At 67.8% G+C, this 18,363-nt stretch carries 15 protein-coding genes; 14 read left to right on the top strand and 1 reads right to left on the bottom strand.

Annotation, left to right across the window (positions count from 1 at the left end; genetic code table 11):
* Window positions 1–59: 59 nt before the first annotated feature.
* Window positions 60–791, top strand: a complete 732-nt coding sequence (locus ACZY0X_RS04500; RefSeq protein WP_463768383.1) for a cysteine hydrolase family protein — start codon at window positions 60–62, stop codon at window positions 789–791.
* A gap of 162 nt (window positions 792–953) precedes the next feature.
* Here the strand turns inward: ACZY0X_RS04500 and ACZY0X_RS04495 are convergent, their stop codons facing one another.
* Window positions 954–1,592: a TetR/AcrR family transcriptional regulator gene (locus tag ACZY0X_RS04495; RefSeq protein WP_463768382.1), complete on the bottom strand. Its 639-nt coding sequence runs from the start codon at window positions 1,590–1,592 to the stop codon at window positions 954–956.
* An 82-nt stretch (window positions 1,593–1,674) separates the two neighbouring features.
* On the opposite strand from ACZY0X_RS04495, the gene ACZY0X_RS04490 reads away from it, so the two are divergent.
* The 13 genes from ACZY0X_RS04490 (at window position 1,675) to eccE (ending at window position 18,356) form a co-directional block, all read left to right on the top strand.
* Window positions 1,675–2,568, top strand: coding sequence for an oxygenase MpaB family protein (locus ACZY0X_RS04490; protein ID WP_463768381.1), 894 nt, complete (start codon window positions 1,675–1,677; stop codon window positions 2,566–2,568).
* Between the two features lie 158 nt (window positions 2,569–2,726).
* Complete coding sequence (locus tag ACZY0X_RS04485; RefSeq protein WP_463768380.1) at window positions 2,727–3,629, top strand: class I SAM-dependent methyltransferase; 903 nt, start codon at window positions 2,727–2,729, stop codon at window positions 3,627–3,629.
* 123 nt (window positions 3,630–3,752) lie between these two features.
* A complete protein-coding gene (gene eccA, locus ACZY0X_RS04480) occupies window positions 3,753–5,564 on the top strand; it encodes a type VII secretion AAA-ATPase EccA (protein ID WP_463768379.1) in 1,812 nt (603 codons plus the stop codon).
* The gene (gene eccB, locus ACZY0X_RS04475; RefSeq protein ID WP_463768377.1) at window positions 5,561–7,114 is read left to right on the top strand and encodes a type VII secretion protein EccB; all 1,554 of its coding nucleotides are present in this window, start codon (window positions 5,561–5,563) and stop codon (window positions 7,112–7,114) included. Before eccA ends, eccB begins: the two co-directional genes overlap by 4 nt.
* Before the next feature lie 28 nt (window positions 7,115–7,142).
* Complete coding sequence (gene eccCa / locus ACZY0X_RS04470; protein WP_463768376.1) at window positions 7,143–11,132, top strand: type VII secretion protein EccCa; 3,990 nt, start codon at window positions 7,143–7,145, stop codon at window positions 11,130–11,132.
* Window positions 11,132–11,440, top strand: coding sequence for a PE family protein (locus ACZY0X_RS04465; RefSeq protein WP_463768375.1), 309 nt, complete (start codon window positions 11,132–11,134; stop codon window positions 11,438–11,440). Before eccCa ends, ACZY0X_RS04465 begins: the two co-directional genes overlap by 1 nt.
* A gap of 6 nt (window positions 11,441–11,446) precedes the next feature.
* The gene (locus ACZY0X_RS04460) at window positions 11,447–13,024 is read left to right on the top strand and encodes a PPE domain-containing protein (RefSeq protein WP_463768374.1); all 1,578 of its coding nucleotides are present in this window, start codon (window positions 11,447–11,449) and stop codon (window positions 13,022–13,024) included.
* 85 nt (window positions 13,025–13,109) lie between these two features.
* Complete coding sequence (locus tag ACZY0X_RS04455; protein WP_241401428.1) at window positions 13,110–13,403, top strand: type VII secretion protein EsxS; 294 nt, start codon at window positions 13,110–13,112, stop codon at window positions 13,401–13,403.
* Window positions 13,404–13,433: 30 nt separating this feature from the next.
* Complete coding sequence (locus ACZY0X_RS04450) at window positions 13,434–13,727, top strand: WXG100 family type VII secretion target (RefSeq protein ID WP_463768373.1); 294 nt, start codon at window positions 13,434–13,436, stop codon at window positions 13,725–13,727.
* 6 nt (window positions 13,728–13,733) lie between these two features.
* Window positions 13,734–14,603 carry an ESX secretion-associated protein EspG gene (locus tag ACZY0X_RS04445; RefSeq protein ID WP_463768372.1) on the top strand — a complete coding sequence of 290 codons (870 nt, stop codon included), beginning with the start codon at window positions 13,734–13,736 and terminating at the stop codon, window positions 14,601–14,603.
* Complete coding sequence (eccD, locus tag ACZY0X_RS04440; RefSeq protein WP_463768370.1) at window positions 14,576–16,012, top strand: type VII secretion integral membrane protein EccD; 1,437 nt, start codon at window positions 14,576–14,578, stop codon at window positions 16,010–16,012. Before ACZY0X_RS04445 ends, eccD begins: the two co-directional genes overlap by 28 nt.
* On the top strand, window positions 16,009–17,427 hold the full coding sequence (gene mycP / locus ACZY0X_RS04435; RefSeq protein WP_463768369.1) for a type VII secretion-associated serine protease mycosin: 1,419 nt from the start codon (window positions 16,009–16,011) through the stop codon (window positions 17,425–17,427). Before eccD ends, mycP begins: the two co-directional genes overlap by 4 nt.
* Window positions 17,424–18,356, top strand: a complete 933-nt coding sequence (gene eccE, locus ACZY0X_RS04430; protein WP_463768368.1) for a type VII secretion protein EccE — start codon at window positions 17,424–17,426, stop codon at window positions 18,354–18,356. The genes mycP and eccE overlap by 4 nt, the downstream gene beginning before the upstream one ends.
* The last annotated feature ends 7 nt before the right edge of the window (window positions 18,357–18,363 follow it).

The raw sequence follows: 18,363 nt of genomic DNA, 5'->3' as shown, positions 1-18,363 counted from the left end.
CGGGATTGCCCTGTCGCCCGCGATCGATCGCGCCGGCCCATCTACGCGGCAGCCCACTAGTGAAGGAGACGCACATGTCCGATTCGAGTTTGTTCCTCGATATCCAGGAATCTCTCGTGCCGCCTGTTTCTGTTGATCCGGCACACACTGCACTTCTCATCGTCGACATGCAGTACCACGATGCACACCCAGAGGGTTCGTTCAACGTCGCCATGGACAAACTGCTTCCCGGGTCGATGAACTACTTCAACAACCGAACCGAGGCCGTAACGGTTCCTGCGATTCGGGAGCTGCTCGCCGCGGCCCGCGCACACGGACTAACCGTCGTCCATCTGACGCTGGGGTCAGCGTATGCCGACTACCGAGACATGGATCCCCGGCAGCGGCGATGGATCCAGACGGTGGAAGAGCGCACGGGCATTGTGGAGATCTTCTGGTGTGGTAACCCCGACCATCGGATCCGCGAGGAGTTGGCGCCGCTCGCCGGAGAGCCGGTGGTGCCAAAGACCACCTTCGGGGCGTTCAACGGCAGTAATCTCGACTCTGTCCTCAAAGAGCGGGGCGTTCAGAGCTTGATCGCGGTTGGTATCTCGACGAATTGCTGCGTGGAGGGCACAGTCCGGGATGCAGCTGAAAGAGGTTACGGCTGTGTCGTGGTCAGCGACGGAACTGCCGACTATGACGAGGCCGCACACGAAGCGTCGCTACGGGCGCTCGCCTTCAATCACTGTCGGGTGGTGGAGAGTGTCGACACCGTGATCGCGGCCATCGCTGGTGGTGACGAAATCTAATGCCTGCACTATTGACATAGAAGTGGTCGAGAGTCGCTGCGCAGCAGGGTTTTATAACAGCGGACGTGATTCGACTCTGACGCCACGGCTCGACGGAGCTGCATTTCGCCGGCGGAATGGCTTTCGCCCGGGCAACTTTGAAATTCAACAGGAGATCGAGTCCTAGCCGTGCAGGCGCGGATCGGTGATCGCGTCGAGGACGGCGGCGAGCTGATCGATCAGCTCCTCGGGCTCCAGGGTGAAGTCACCCGCGAGCCAGGCGCTGATGGTCTGGCCCACACCGCCGACGGCGAAGTGCGCTGTCCCCATCCCCTTCTGGCTGGTCCGTTCTCCGTGGTTGATGTGCAGTGCGGTGCCGATCTCGTGGCTGTAGAGCGTCGCCAGCAGCACGCCTGACTCCGCGCGCTTGGCCGCCACGACGGCGTTGGACAGCTGGGCGCTGAACAGCAGCCGGCCGATCCGGGCGTCGGCGGCGATGGTGTGGACGATATTGGCCATACCGGCCCGGTTCTGCTCGGCGACCGGAGCGGCGGCGACGGCGGCCTGCGTCGTCGCCGCGAGTTCGGCGATCACGGTGTCGAACACCGCGCCGACGAATTGATCCTTGTCGGTGAAGCCCTCATAGAAGTAGCGCGTCGCGACACCGGCCTGCTTGCACGCTGCGCGCACGGTCAGCTCGGGGGGTGCGCCGTTCTCCGCCGGAGCGCCGAGCAGGTCGAGGCCGGCCTCGATGAACTGCCGTCGGCGGTCGGCGAGACGCTGTGCCGCCTCGACGCCCCGATAGGGCCGGACTTGAGCCATCGCTCCATCTTGACACCCGCCGACTCCGCGCTGCAATATCAGGAAACACGCGTTCTCACATTTCGGGTGAAGGAGTCGGCCAATGACGGTCAGCGATAGCCATGTCGAACGTGCGGTCAGCGCACCGGCCAGGACCCGCGCCCCCCGCGCCCGGCGCCGCGGCGCGACATTCGAGGACGGCCTCATGGGAGTGGCACTGCTGGCCGGCCCGGCGAACGTCATCATGCAGCTGGCCAGGCCCGGTGTCGGCTACGGCGTGAAGGAGAGCCGCGTCGAGAGCGGCCGTGTCGACCGGCATCCGATCAAGCGGGCCCGCACGACGTTCACCTATCTCGCGGTGGCCGCCAAGGGCAACGATGCGCAGAAGGCCGCCTACCGCCGCGCGGTCAACAAGGCGCATGCGCAGGTGTACTCCACCGATGAGAGCCCGGTGAGCTACAACGCCTTCGACAAGGACCTGCAGATGTGGGTCGCCGCGTGTCTCTACAAGGGTGGTGTCGACGTCTACCGGCTCTTCATCGGCGAGTTCGATGAGCAGACGGCCGACCAGCACTACGCCGAGGGGATGACCCTGGGCACCACGCTGCAGGTGCCGCCGGAGATGTGGCCGGCCGACAGGGCCGCGTTCGACGAGTACTGGCAGCGATCGCTGGAGCAGGTGCACATCGACGATGCGGTGCGCGACTACCTGTACCCGATCGCCGCCAACCGCATGCGCGGCGTGAAACTGCCTGGCGCACTGCAGCGCAAGTCCGACGAGTTCGCGTTGCTCATCACCACGGGTTTCCTGCCGCAGCGGTTCCGTGACGAGATGCGGCTGCCCTGGGATGACGAGCGGCAGCGCCGGTTCGACCGTGTGATCAGGGTGCTGAGCACCGTGAACCACATGCTGCCCAGCTTTGTCCGGCAGTTCCCGTTCAACGTCTTGCTCAAGGACCTGGATCGCCGCGTACGACAGGGCAAACCACTGGTCTGAAAACACAGAGCCCAGCGCCCAGCTCGAGATTGAAGTCAGGGAACATCTCACTCGCAGTTGTGTTATCTGAGTTCAATCTCGACGCGCTGCTTGGCGTTCCCACTTGTGTCTCTTCGCTGGTCTGAAAGCTGTCAGGTTGCACGCGTAATCTCGCGGCCATGCGGCCTGAGGAAAACGAACGCGACACCTGGGACATCACGACGAGCGTCGGGTCGACGGCATTATTTGTCGCCGCCGCACGGGCACTCGAAGCGCAGAAGGAGCGGCCACTCTCGCTCGACCCGTATGCCGAGGTCTTCTGTCGCGCCGTCGGTGGGGAGTGGGCCGACCTCCTCGACGGAAATGCGGCCGAGCACAAGCTGATGAGCGACTTCGGTGGGCACTTCGTGTCGTTCCAAGCGGCGCGCACCAAGTACTTCGACGAGTACTTCGCCGCGGCATCGGACGCGGGCGTGCGCCAGATCGTCCTGCTGGCTGCGGGCCTCGACTCACGGGCGTACCGCCTGCCGTGGCCCGATGGCACCGTGGTGTACGAACTGGACCAGCCGCAGGTGCTCGAGTTCAAGCGTGAAGCGCTGGAACGGCACGGCGATACCCCGATGGCAGAACGTCGCGAGGTGGCGATCGATCTTCGCGACGACTGGCCCGGCGCGCTGCGGGCGGCCGGCTTCGACCCGTCCCGGCCGTCGGCCTGGATCGCGGAGGGGCTGCTCATCTACCTGCCCGCCAAGGCGCAGGAGCAACTGTTCACCGGAATTGACGAACTGGCCGATTCTGGCAGCTGGGTTGCCGTGGAGGAGGGCGCCCCGATGCCTGCTGAGGTATTCGCAGCAAAGCAGGCTGAGGAACGCGACGGCGGTGAGGAGGGGACGTTCTTCACCCTGGTCTACAACGAGCAGCACGCCCCCGCCGAGCGGTGGTTCGGCGACCGCGGCTGGACCGCCGAAGCGACGCCTCTACCTGCCTATCTCGAAAAAGTCGGCCGACCCATCCCGCTCGATGATCGGGAGGCCGGCCCGATGGCGGGCTCGATCAGTCTGGTGCGCGCGACGAAGCGGTGAGCTGGGTCACCCGAGCAAAGAGGACCGTGCATCTCGACAGTTAAGTTATGCAATGCTAACTTCGCGGGGTTAGCTTAGGCATACATAAGGAGATGTCGGGGGCGTGTTGCTTCCGTGAGGCATATGGGTAGTGACACTCTTGCGGGAGCGCGGATAGACCGCGAAGTTCTGAGTCGATTCGCCACGGGTTGTCTGGCGCTCGGTCTGACCGTTCACGAACGTCGGCGACCCGCCGATATCGCGGCGGCACGCACCGGGTTCGTCGAGTTGACCCGCATCGCACACGAGCACTGCGACGCCTGGACCGGTCTTGCGGCCGCAGGTGACACCAGTGCCCGTGTCATCGAGTCGGTGTGGCGCACGGTCGGCACCGCCGGCGTGCTGCAGCGCCAACTCGAGATGGCACCGGGCGACCTCGGATTCGACTACGACACCGGGCTCTATCTGCAGTTCCGCGCCACCACGTCCGACGACTTCCAGCTGGCCTACGCGGCAGCGCTGTCCGCCGCAGGAGACCACGCCGGGGCCGACGTCCTGGTCGAGCAACTGATCGGCCGTCGGCCCAGCTGGCTGAACGCCCGGTGGGTGCGGGTCGCGATGTGTTACCGCACCGAGCGGTGGCAGGACGTCGTGCGGCTGCTGACCCCAGTGGTCAACGACCCGAAGCTCGACGAGACCTACGCGCACGCCGCGCGTATCGCGCTGGGCACCGCGCTGGCCCGGCTGGGCATGTTCGCGCCCGCGCTGTCATACCTGGAGGAGTCCGCCGGGCCGGTCAAGGTCGCTGTCGTTGACGGCACCCTGGCCAAGGCGCTGTGCCTGCGCGCACAGGGCGAGGATCTCGACGCCACCGACACGCTGGCCGAGCTCTACGCCGCCAACCCCGAGCACGAGCAGGTCGAGCAGGCCCTGTTGGACACGTCCTACGGCATCGTGCCCACCACCGCCGCCCGCATCGATGCACGCACCGACCCGTGGGATCCCGAGACCGAGCCGGGCGAGACCGATTTCGTCGATCCCGGTGCCAAGGAGCGCAAGGCCCACCTGCTGATCGAGGCCGAGGCCGAACTCGCTGAGTTCATCGGCCTCGAAGAGGTCAAGTACCAGGTGGCCAGGCTGAAGTCCTCAGTGGCGATGGCCATTCGCCGCCAGGAACGCGGCCTGACCGTCGCGCAGCGGACCAACCACCTGGTGTTCGCCGGCCCGCCGGGAACGGGCAAGACCACCATCGCGCGCGTCGTCGCGAAGATCTACTGCGGCCTGGGCATCCTCAAGAAGGAGACCGTCCGCGAGGTCCACCGCGCCGACCTCATCGGCCAGCACATCGGCGAGACCGAGGCCAAGACCAACGCCATCATCGACAGCGCACTGGACGGCGTGCTGTTCCTCGACGAGGCCTACGCCCTGGTGTCCACCGGAGCCAAGAACGACTTCGGCCTGGTCGCCATCGACACACTCCTGGCACGCATGGAGAACGACCGCAACCGGCTGGTCGTCATCGTGGCCGGCTACCGCGCCGACCTCGACAACTTCCTCGACACCAACGAAGGCCTGCGGTCCCGCTTCACCCGCAGTATCGACTTCCCGTCCTACTCGTCGCATGAACTCGTCGAGATCGCGACGAGGATGGCCGAGAAGCGCGACAGCGTCTTCGAGAAGGCAGCACTGACACACATGGAGAGCCTGTTCGGCCATCTCGCGACGGCGACCACGCCGGACGCAGCCGGGGTCGCCCGGCGCAGCCTGGACATCGCGGGCAACGGCCGTTTCGTACGTAACCTCGTCGAACGCTCCGAGGAGGAGCGGGAGTACAGGCTCGATCACTCCGACGTCGAAGAGTTCACCGACGACGAGTTGATGACGATCATCGACCAGGACGTGAACAACTCCGCCATTCCGCTGCTGCGCGGCCTGGGCCTGGCGGTGCCCGAATGAGCAATCCAGAGAATCCGGATCGCAGGACGTTCACATCCCGCACACCGGCCAACGACAACCCCGAGCGGGTGGAGTACCGACGCGGCTTCGTCACCCGGCATCAGGTGTCGGGCTGGCGATTCATCATGCGGCGCATCGCATCCGGAGTCGCACTGCACGACACCCGCATGCTCGTCGACCCGCTGCGCACCCAGTCGCGCTCGGTACTCGTCGGCGCACTGGTGCTCATCACCGGTGTGATCGGATGCTTCATCTTCTCGCTGATCCGGCCCGCGGGCGTGGCAGGCGACAGCGCCATCCTGGCCGACCGCGAGACCTCGGCGCTCTACGTGCGTCTCGGTGAGCAGCTGCACCCCGTGCTGAACCTGACCTCTGCGCGCCTGATCGCCAACCGCGCCGAGAACCCGACCACCGTGAAGAGCAGCGAGCTGGACAAGTTCGCCCGCGGGAACCTGGTGGGCATCCCCGGAGCACCGGAACGCATGGTGCAGAACAGTGCTCGCAACGCCGACTGGACGGTGTGTGACGCCGCGTCCGGTGCGTCCGCCGGTGTCACGGTCATCGCGGGCCCGATTGAGGCAGGCGGCGAACGCGCCTCCGCTCTTCCGGACACCGACGCCGTGCTGGTCCGCAATGACGCGGGTACCTGGCTGCTGTGGGACGGGCGACGCAGCCTGGTCGACCTCAACGACCGTGCCGTCACCGGCGCGCTGGGCCTGAACTCCGAACTGCCGCAACCGCGTGCCGTCGCACCCGGTCTGTTCAACGCGGTGCCCGAGGGCCCCGCGCTCACACCACCCGTCATCGTCGGTGCGGGCGAGCCGCCGGCCTTCGACCTGCCGGTGTCCGCGCCCGTGGGATCGGTTGTCACGGCGTTCGACACCGATAACACGCTGCGGCACTACGCCGTCTTGATGGATGGCCTGCAGCCCGTCTCCCCGGTGGTGGCCGCAATCCTGCGCAACACCAACTCGTTTGGTCTGAGCCAGGCGCCCCAGATCGGTGCCGATGACGTGGCACGCCTGCCAGTGGCCCAGGCCATCGACGTCGACGCGTTCCCAAGCGAACCAATCACCATCGTCGACGCCGGATCCGCTCCGCTGGCCTGCGCGCACTGGTCGCATCCCGTCGACGCCACCGGTGGCACGCTGGAACTGCTCTCTGGCGCAGCGCTTCCGGTCACCGACGGACTGCGCGCCGTGCAACTCGTCGGCGGCGGTGCCGGTGCGACCGCCAACCGCGTGATCCTGGCGCCGGGCACCGGGTTCCTGGTGCAGACCGTCGGCCAGGATGTGCGTCAGCAGCCCGCCTCCCCGGCAGCGGGATCGCTGTTCTGGGTCAGCGACACCGGCGTGCGCTATGGCATCGACCAGGACGGCGATCAGAACACCGTTGCCGCACTTGGTCTCACACCGCCAGCCCTGCCCATTCCGTGGGCGATGCTGAGCCAGTTTGCCGCAGGGCCGACGCTGTCACGTGGTGACGCGCTGCTCGCGCACGACGGACTGGCACCCGATCCCCGTCCCGCAGTTTTGAGAGAGGCACCGTGACCAAGCGAGAGACGGAACGGTATCGCGCATGAGCCGCTTGATTTTTGAGGCCCGCCGCCGCATTCCGGTGCCGGCCACCCGCAAGGGCACCATTGCCATCGAGCCACCTCCGGAGCTGCCGCGGGTTATTCCGCCGTCGCTGCTTCGACGTGTGCTGCCGTACCTGATCGTCATCCTCATCGTCGGCATGATCGTCGCGCTGGTGGCCACGGGTATGAGGCTGATCTCGCCGACGACACTGTTCTTCCCGTTCGTGTTGCTGCTGGCGGCCACCGCGCTCTATCGCGGCTCCGACAACAAGATGCGGACCGAGGAGGTCGACGCCGAACGCGCCGACTACCTGCGCTACCTCTCGGTGGTGCGGGACAACGTTCGCGCACACGCAGCCGAACAGCGGGCCGCACTCGAGTGGTCGCACCCCGACCCCGCGCTGCTCGCGGAGGTGCCCGGCACCCGTCGGCAGTGGGAACGCGATCCCCACGATCCCGACTTCCTGGTGCTGCGCGCCGGATTGCATGACGCACCGTTGAGCGCATCGCTGCGAGTGAAGGATGCGGCCGACGAGATCGACCTGGAGCCGGTGTCGCACAGCGCACTACGCAGCCTGCTCGAGGTGCAGCGCACCGTTCGAGCCGTCCCCACCGGAATCGATCTGCCCAAGGTCTCCCGGATCACGGTGCTCGGCGAGGCCGACGAGGTTCGCGGGGCGCTACGGGCGTGGGTCGCGCAGGCGGCCGCATGGCACGACCCCGCCGTGCTCGGTGTCGCTCTTGCCACCCCGGACCTCGAGGACGATGCCTGGTCATGGTTGAAGTGGTTGCCGCACGCTGATGTCTCCACCGGCGGTCCCGCCATGGTCGACGGCGTCGGGCCGGCCCGTTACCTGGCCACCAGCGTCACCCGACTGAATGATGTGCTGGCGCCCGCACTGGACGACCGCGAGACCTTTGGGTCCGACGACGCGGCCTCGGCCAACAAGCACCTGCTGATCATCGTTGACGACCCGGATGCGGACCCCGAGATCCTGGTGCCCAGGTCGGGTCTGGCCGGTGTCACCATCGTGCACAGGACCACCGAGGAGCCGCACCGCGAGCAGTACGCGGATCCGGAGCGCCCCATTCTGCGCGTCAGCGGTGGACGCATCGAGCGCTGGCAGTCTGGCGGATGGCAGACCTACGTCGAGGCCGCCGATCAGTTCGGCACGGCCGACGCACAACACTTCGCGCGCCGGCTGTCGAGGTGGGACTCCAATCCTCGCCACGCCAGGACCACCAGCGCGGGACTCGCGACCTTCACCACGCTGCTCGGGATCCCGGATGCCGCAGCGCTGGACGTCGCCGACCTGTGGGCGCCGCGCAGCAGGTACGACGAGCTGCGGGTGCCGATCGGTGTCACGCCCTCGGGTGAACCGCTGATCTTCGACCTCAAGGACGAGGCCGAGGGCGGTATGGGTCCGCACGGGCTGATGATCGGTATGACCGGCTCGGGCAAGTCGCAGACGTTGATGTCGATTCTGTTGGCGCTGTTGACCACTCACTCGGCCGAACGCCTGATCGTCATCTACGCCGACTTCAAGGGCGAGGCGGGCGCGGACATCTTCCGCAACTTCCCGCAGGTCGTCGCCGTGATCTCCAACATGGCCGAGAAGAAGTCACTGGCCGACCGGTTCGCCGACACGCTCCGTGGTGAGGTGGCTCGCCGCGAGAAGATCCTGATGGAGGCCGGCCGCCGGGTTCAGGGCAGTGCCTTCAACTCCGTGCTGGAGTACGAGGCGGCGATCGACGCGGGCCATGACCTGCCGCCGATGCCGACGCTGCTGGTGGTCGCCGACGAGTTCTCGCTCATGTTGGCCGACCACCCCGAGTACGCCGAGCTGTTCGACTACGTTGCGCGCAAGGGCCGTTCGTTCCGTATCCACATCCTGTTCGCGTCCCAGACGCTGGATGTCGGACGTATCAAGGACATCGACAAGAACACCTCGTACCGGATCGGTCTGAAGGTGGCCAGCCCCAGTATCAGCCGCCAGATCATCGGCGTGGAGGATGCCTTCCACCTCGAGTCCGGACCGGATCACAAGGGTGAGGGCTTCCTGGTGCCGACACCGGGTGCCATGCCGCAGAAGTTCCGCAGCACCTACGTCGACGGCATCTACGACCCGCCGCGCACACCCACATCGGTTGTGGTGTCAGCTGTTCCGACACCACAACCGTTCACCGCCGGCCACGCCGAGGCCGCCCCCGACACGATCGTGGTCACCGGTGGCGGCGACCACGACGCATTGCCACCGCGCAAGCTCGTCGCGACAGTCGGGGATCAGTTGGCGCACTACGGGCCCAAGGCGCCGCCACTGTGGCTGCCGCCCCTTGATGAACCCATCGCGCTGTCGGAGCTGCTGCAACGTGCCGGTGTGCCGGAACGTGAGTGGCGCTGGCCGCTCGGTGAGATCGACCGGCCGTTCCAGATGCGCCGCGACCCACTGGTGTTCGACGCCACGTCGGCGGGCGCCAACGTGCTGATCCACGGTGGACCCAAATCGGGCAAGACCACCGCGTTGCAGACGTTCATCCTGTCGGCGGCCGCGCTGCACTCGCCGCGTGACGTGACGTTCTACTGCCTGGACTACGGCGGCGGTCAGCTGCGTGAGATGGCCGATCTGGCGCATGTCGGCAGCGTGGCGTCACCGCTGGAACCCGAGCGCATTCGCAGGACGTTCGGCGAGCTGGAGCAGCTGCTGCGCGCCCGCCAGGCCCGCGCCGTCAACGGCAATGGCAATGGGGCTGGCAACTCCAACGGCAATGACGGCGACGGCTACGGCGAGGTGTTCCTCGTCATCGACAACCTGTACGCGTTCAGCAGGGACAACACCGACACCTTCAACACGCGTAATCCGTTGTTGGCCAGGGTTACCGAGTTGGCCAACACGGGCCTGTCCTACGGCATCCACGTCATCATCACCACGCCCAACTGGCTCGAGGTGCCGCTGGCCATGCGTGACGGCCTCGGGCTGCGGCTGGAGCTCAAGCTGTCGGACTCACAGGACAGCAACGTTCGTGTCGTCGGGGCCCTGCGCCGGGCGGCCGACGGTGTGCCTGCCGACCAGCCGGGCCGGGGCCTCACCATGGCCGCCGAGCATTTCCTGTTCGCCAAGCCTGCGCTGGAGACCATCGGAATGGTCAACTCGCGGTACCCGGGCCTGTCCGCACCGCGGGTGCGGCTGCTACCCGCGGACCTCGCGCCGGAGGTCCTCGGACCGCTGTACTCGCCGCCGGAGCGGATCGTCATCGGCCAGCGCGAGCAGGACCTGGCGCCGGTGTCGGTCGACTTCGCGGAGAACCCGTTGCTGATGGTGTTCGGCGACTCCAAGTCCGGCAAGACGACGCTGCTGCGTCACCTGATTCGGACGATCCGGGTGAACTCCAGCTCGGACCGCGTCGCGTTCACGGTGATCGACCGCAGGCTTCACCTCGTCGACGAACCGTTGTTCCCCGACAACGAGTACACGCCCAACATTGACCGCGTGACGCCTGCGATGCTGGGGCTGGCCGCACTGCTCGAGAAGCGTCGGCCGCCGGCCGGACTCACTGCGGCGCAGCTCAGCGGCTGGACCTATGAGGGGCACACGCATTACCTGATCATCGACGATCTCGATCAGATCCCCGACGCGCCCGCGGTCAGCGGTCCCTATGTGGGACAGCGTCCGTGGACCGGCCTCATCGGTCTGCTGTCTCAAGCCGCTGAACTGGGACTGCGCGTCATCGTCACCGCTCGGGCCACGGGCTCTGCTCACGCCATCATGACGGCACCTTTGCTGAGAAGGCTCAACGAACTGCAGGCGACAACGGTCATGCTGTCGGGCAGCCCGCAGGACAGCGGGAAGATCCGAGGGCACCGATTCGGCCGTCAGCCGGCAGGACGCGGAATCCTGCTCGACGATGGTGATGAGGCAACGTTCGTTCAACTGGTGAATCCGTTCGCCAACGAGGCGGCACCCACTAACCGAGGAAGGGAGTTCAGCTGATGACTCTGCGCGTGGTTCCCGAAGGTCTCACCGCGGCAAGTGCCCAGGTGGAGGCGCTGACGGCGAAGCTCGCCGCCGCTCACGCGGCGGCGGCACCCATGATCTCCGCGGTGCTGCCGCCCGCGGCAGACCCGGTCTCGCTGCAGACCGCCGCGGCGTTCAGCGCCCACGGCAGTACGCACAACGCCATCGCGGCACAGGGCGCGGAAGAGCTCGGCCGCGCGGGTATCGGCGTCGGCGAGTCCGGCACGAGTTACGCGACGGGTGATGCCATGGCTGCCTCGTCCTACCTCATTGCAGGTAGCTGACCGATCATGACCGCCCCCGTCTGGATGGCGCTACCGCCCGAGGTGCATTCGGGGCTGCTCAGCAGCGGCCCCGGCCCCGGGCCGTTGCTCGCTGCCGCAGGGGCATGGCAGGCACTCAGCGTCGAGTACTCCACGGCGGCGGCTGAACTGACCGCGCTGCTGGCGGGGGTTCAGTCCGGCGCCTGGGAGGGGCCCAGCGCCGAGCAGTACATCGCGTCCCACGCGCCCTATCTGGCGTGGCTGGCCCAGGCCAGCGCCAACAGTGCGGCCGCCGCGGTGCAGCACGAGACCGCGGCCGCCTCCTACACGACGGCGCTGGCGATGATGCCCACGCTGCCGGAGTTGGCGCTCAACCACGCCACGCATGGTGTGCTGCTGGCCACCAACTTCCTTGGCCTCAACACGATTCCGATCGCGTTGAATGAAGCCGACTACGTGCGGATGTGGATTCAGGCCGCCACCGCGATGAGTACCTATCAGGCTGTGGCGGGCGCATCGGTGGCCGCGACGCCGACGATGGCACCCGCGCCCATGCTGCTGGCCCCGGGGGTCGGTGAGGCCGGTTCGTCAGCGGCCAGCGCCCAGCAGGTCATGGCACAGGCTCAGGCGACCGATGCCGGTGCCGCGCTGAACAACTCGGACATCCTCTCGCAGCTGCTGAAGTTCATCCAGCAGATCTTTCAGACCTACACCGACTTCACTAACTCGCTGTTCGCGCCGATCACCGAGTTCTTCCAGGACCCGATTGGCAACACGGTCAACCTGATCACCGGGCTGCTCACCAACCCGGGTCCGACGCTCGTCCAGTACGGGCCGTTCCTGTTCGCCCTCGCCTACCAGGCGATCTCGTGGGTGGGCGCGTTATCGACCTACCCGCAGCTGCTGCTGCAGCCCCTGTTGGCGATAGGCCTGGGTATCGCGGTGCCCTACCTGCGGCAGATCATGGATCTGCTGAACTTCCCCCCGTATGTTCCCGCCGAGGCTGCCGTCCCCGCGCAGGCGCCGGCACCGAGAGTCGATGTGCAGAGCCAGATGCCGGTGGCGACGGTAGCGCCGACCGTGCCCACCACGCCCGCGACGTCGGTGGCGTCCGTGCCGGGCGGCACCGCACCCGGTGTCGGATCTGCGGCGGCTGCCGCCGCGCCCGTGGTGCCCTACATCGTTCCCGGCGGGGATCCCGGACCCGGTGCCTCGCCGACGCTTCGGGAGGGCACCGGTGCGAAGGCGGCCGCCTCGGACATAGCTGCGTCGGCAGTCGCGGCCGCCGCGGCGTCGTCGTTGGCCAAGCGCAAGGCGCGTCGCAAGCGCGGAGCCTCGGTGAAGGAACGCGGACACGCCGACGCGTACATGGACTACGAACCCGAACCCGATGCGCCGGAGCCCGCACCCCAGCCCGAACCGCGTGTGTCCGCGTCATCGCGCGGTGCGGGGGCGATGGGGTTCGGGGGCACCTTCGGTACGCAGGACGCCGACCAGTCGGCGGCCGCGGGTCTGGCCCAGCTGCCCGAGGACCGCTACGGCGGCGGCCCGGTCGACCCGATGCTTCCGGGCAACTGGGATCCGGAGGGGGGATCACGCAGCTGACCGCAACCACGCATCTGAATAAAACAGGGCCACAACGCAATCGCACGTCACCTGAAGCACAATCCACGATCCGAAAGGAACCAGCATGAGCCTCCTTGATGCTCACATCCCACAACTCATCGCCTCGGAGGGCGCGTTCGCGGCGAAGGCCGGTCTGATGCGCAGCACCATCGCCCAGGCCGAGCAGGCGGCCCAGGCGTCGCAGGCCTTCCACATGGGTGAGTCGGCAGCCGCGTTCCAGGCCGCGCACGCACGCTTCATCGAGGTGTCGGCACGCGTGAACGCACTGCTCGACGTCGCGCAGGCCAACATCGGCGACGCCGCCTCCACCTACGTCGCCGAGGATGCCGCCGCGTCCAGCAGCTACACCGCCATCTGAATCGCCGAGCAGAGCTGAAGGGAACATCTGATGTCTCAGATCATGTACAACTACCCGGCGATGATGGCACTGTCCGCCGAGATGAACACGTACTCGGGTGCGCTGCACGCCGTGGGAGCCGACGTCGCGAGCGAGCAGGCGGCACTGTCCGCCGGCTGGCAGGGTGACACCGGAATGACCTACCAGGCATGGCAGGCCCAGTGGAACACCTCGCTCGAGGAACTGGTCCGTGCCTACCGGGCGATGGCCAGCACCCATGAGATGAACACCATGTCGATGAGCGCACGCGACGCGGCCCAGGGCGCCAAGTGGGTCGGCGCCTGATGAGCTGTGGGCGTTAACGCGGTCGAGCTGACCGTCGAGCAGGCCTGGTTCATCGCGGAAACGGTTGGTGCCGGGAGCTTTCCGTGGGTACTTGCCATCACGCCGCCGTATGCCGACCCATCCGAGCGCACAGTGTTCGACGCGGACCGCCGCGCCGAGCTGAGCGAGCTGGGTGTGCTGGTCGGCGACGGCGTCATCCCGCCGGTCGCCCGGTGGGTCACGACGGCATGCCGAGCGCGGCGCTGGCTCGAGCTGCGATTCGTGTCCGCGCGCGGAGACGTGCTGCGCGGCTTGGTCGCTCGGCGTGACGGCCACACGGTGGTGGCGCTGCGCAACGGTCAGCTGGTGACGTTCACCGAACTCGACGTCGACCACCCGGAGGCACTGGTGCCGGTTCTGACCGCAGGCCTGTCCGGGCGTTCGCCGGCCCAGTTCGACCAGTTCACCATCCCGGTCCGGATCGGTGCCAAGGCCGACGCGCAGTTGCGCGACGGCGCCGCGCTGGCCGACGTCGTCGAGTTCCTGGGCATCCCACCCGGGGCGCGGCACGTGGTGGAGGCGGCGTATGCGCCCGACCGGACCTACGTGGAGATCGTGGCCGGTGACCACCGCGACGGTCATCGGGTCAGCACCGACGTCGGCGTCAGCGTCGTCGACACCTCCGCGGGGCGCGTAGTCGTGAGCCCCACAAAGGCATTCGACGGCGAATGGGTGTCAACGTTCGCGCCGGGCACCCCGCTGGCCATCGCCGCCGCCGTCGAGCGACTCACCGCGACACTGCCGGACGGGGAGTGGTTCCCCGAGGCCCACCTCATTAGAGACTTCGACCAGAGAACGGAAGATCAGCAATGTCCGACACCATCACACCGGGCGTGACCGCCCCCTCCGGATCGTCGGTGATGCCGATCGTCCGCGTCGCGGTGCTTGCCACCGGCGAGAGCGGCGGCCGCATCACCGATATGGCCCTGCCGACCGAGCTGCCGCTGCGCGAGATCCTGCCCGCGGTGCGTCGCATGGCGCACCAGGCCGAGGTCAACGACGACGGCGGCACGCCCGTCGTGCTGTCGCTAGCGCCGGTCGGCGGTGCGTCGTTCAGCCTCGACGCCACCCTGGACACCGTGGGCGTCGTCGACGGTGATCTGCTCGCACTGCAGCCCGTGCCCGTCGGAACCCCGGCTCCGCGCATCGTCGAGGATATCGCCGACGCTGCGGTGATCTTCTCCGCGGCGCGCGAAAGGCCCTGGGGTGCTGCGCACGTCGAGCGGGCCGCTGCCATCGCGGTGATCGGTGTGATCTTGCTGGCCACGGCCGTGGCCAGCGTGCATCGCGTCGTCACCGGTGAGTACGCCGGCCTGTTCACCGTGAGCGGCCTCGCCGCATTGACGGTGCTGGGTGCGCTCGTGACCCGCTCTCGTTCACCGCGTCTCTCGACGGCGCTGTCGGTGAGCGCCCTCGTGCCAGTTGCGGCGGCCTTCGCGCTCTCCGTGCCAGGCGAGTTCGGGGCAGCGCAGATCCTGCTCGCAGCCGCGGGTGTCACGGCGTGGTCCATCATCAGCATCACCATCGGTGAGCGGGCGATCGCGCTGTTCACCGCCGTCGTCGCCGTTGGTGGGGCCGCGGTCCTGACCGCGGGCGCTGCCGCCATCTGGGGCCTGAACTCCGTGGCGATCGCCGCCGTCCTCATCGTGCTTGCCCTGATCGTCACCGTGCAGGCCGCCTCGCTGTCCGCGCTGTGGGCCCGCTTCCCGGTACCCGTCCTTCCCGCACCGGGTGACCCCGCGCCGTCGGCACCCTCGCAGCGGCTTCTCGAGGACCTGCCGCGACGCGTCCGAGTCAGCGACTCGCACCAGACCGGATTCATCGCCGCTGGCGTCCTGCTGTCCGTGGCCGGATCGCTGACACTGGTCGTGCCCCAGGGTGTTTCGCCGTGGGCGTGGTACGTGCTCGGCGCCGCAGCACTCGGTACCGCACTGCGCGCCCGGGTGTGGGACTCCGCACCCTGCAAGGCGTGGCTGCTCAGCCAGCCCTACCTGGTCACCGTGGCGCTGGCCGTGGTGTTCCTGCTCGACGAGCGCTACACCGCCGCGTGGTGGGCGTTGATCGCGCTGGCGATCCTGGCCGTGGTGTGGGCGATCGCCGCGCTGAACCCGGTGGTCGCGTCGCCGGACACCTACTCGCTGCCGATGCGGCGGCTCACGGGCTTCCTGGCCTCGGCTCTGGACGCCTCGCTGATCCCGGTCCTGGCCTACCTCGTCGGTCTGTTCGCCTGGGTGCTGAATCGGTGACTCGCACGCGACTGCGTACCGGCATCTCGGCGCTGGCGGTCTCTGTTGCCGTCGCGGTGACGAGTTGTCCTGCGGCAGGGGCCATCACACCGCCGACGGTTCCCCCCGACGTGACGCCGCCACCGGGTACGGCGGGACCTGTTGCGCCGATGACGCAGCGCGGCGATTGCATCACCTCCGGCGTGTTCCCCGGCACGAATCCCGGTGCGGTGAACCCGAACACGTCGCTACTGAATCTGAGCGGCGCCTGGGGTTACAGCCGCGGCGAGGGCCAGACGGTCGCGGTGATCGACACGGGGGTACGGCCCGGACCTCGGCTGCCCAACGTTGAAGGAGGCGGTGACTACGTCGAGAGCACCGACGGCCTCACCGACTGTGACGGCCACGGCACGCTGGTCGCCGGTCTCATCGCCGGTCAGCCAGGTGAGGATGGGTTCTCGGGTGTCGCACCCGCGGCCCGCCTCATCTCGATCCGCCAGACCTCGGCTAGGTTCGCCCCGCGCAGTCCCGGCGAGGACCCGGTCGCAGCCCGGGCGGCGCTGGACGTCGCAACGCTGGCTCGCGCCGTCGTGCGCGCAGCGGACCTGGGTGCCCGGGTCATCAACATCTCCGCCGTGACATGCTTGCCGGCCGACAAGATCGCCGACCAGGCGGAACTCGGTGCGGCGCTGCGCTATGCGGCCGTCGACAAGGACGTCGTCATCGTGGCCGCGGCGGGTAACAGCCGCACCGGTCTGAACGCCGGGTCGGACTGCCCGTCCAACCCGCTGTCGGATCTCGCGCGCCCCGAGGACCCCCGCAACTGGTCGGGTGTGACGTCGGTGTCGATACCGTCGTGGTGGCAGCCGTACGTGCTGTCCGTCGGCTCGTTGACCCCCGACGGTCAACCGTCGGCGTTCACCACCGCGGGTCCGTGGGTTGGCGTCGCGGCGCCTGGCGAGAACGTCTCCTCGGTGAGCAACGCCGATGGTGGCGGACTGGCCAATGCGTTGCCCAATGATCAGGGCCAGCTGTTCGGCATCAGCGGGAGCAGTTACGCGTCGGCGTATGTGTCCGGGATCGCCGCGCTGGTCCGCAGCAGATTCCCCGACCTCAGTGCTGCCGAGGTGGTCCATCGGATCACCGCGAGTTCACATGGCGCGGCCCGGTCACCCTCGAACCTCGTCGGCGCCGGTCTCGTGGATCCGGTGGCCGCTCTGACGTGGGACGTCGCCGAGTTGGGTGACGCCGCACAGACCCCCGCCACACCTGTCGCCGCACCGGCAGAACCCAGCGCCACCGACAACACCCCCCGCACGATTGCGTTCATCGGCACCGGCGTCCTCATGCTGGTCGCCGTGGCCACCGCGGCCTATGCCACGCAACGTCGCAAGGACAACACGGCTGAGGCCGCAGATCGGAGGGAGGCCCGATGACGGCCCGAATCACCCTGGCACTGTTGGCCATCATCTCGGCCGCGATGTCCTACCCGTTCCAGACAACCTTCGAGCGCTGGGTACTCGGCGTCGCGATTGTCGTCGTGCTCGTCGTGTTCGCCTGGTGGCGTGGCGAGTTCCTCACCACCACGCTCGGGCGGAGGCTGGCGATATGGCGCCGCAACCGCGGCCGGTCCCCGCGGACGCCATCCGATGAGGTGGCGATGCTGCTGTCGGTCAAGGCACCCACGGGAGCCACGGCGCCGCTGGCGGCGGTCGCCGGATACGTCGAGCGATATGGAATCCGCAGTGCCAAGGTCCGTCTCACCAACCTGGACGGCGCCGGCACGCGACGCACCTGGATCAGCGTGACGCTGGCGGCCAGCGACAACCTTGCTGCGCTGCAGGCGCGCTCACCGCAGCTGCCGCTGTATGACACCGCCGAGGTCGTCGGGCGGCGGCTGGCGGATCACCTCCGTGAACTCGGACTCGAGACGACGATCGTCGACACCGCCGACGCACCGTGGACGCCGAAGGCCAAGGAGACGTGGCGCGGAATGCGCGACGAGCAGGGGTATCTGGCCGCCTACGCGATACCCGCCGACGCGGGGCTGTCGGAACGCCTGGCCGAGGTCTGGTCACAGGACCAGGGGGAGATCTGGACCGCCCTCGAGTTCACTGGCACCGCAGCGAATCCCCGCGTCGTCGCAGTGGCCGCGTTCCGCACCGGCGAAGCCCCCGCGGGTCCGCCGGTCGCGGGACTGAAGTCCCAGAACGGCCGCCACAAGCCGCTTCTGAGCGCACTGGACCCCCGGTCGGTCGATCGCCTCGACATCGATGCCGCCCCGTTGCGCGCGGATGTGCTCGATCAGGTGACCTGGCCGGTCGGTTCGGATGGTTTGAGGGTGGGCGCGCACGCGCGGGTGTAGCGGAGCC

The sequence above is a fragment of the Mycobacterium sp. IDUB_39 genome, assembly GCF_055419205.1.
This window is presented reverse-complemented; position numbering and strand designations above follow the sequence as displayed.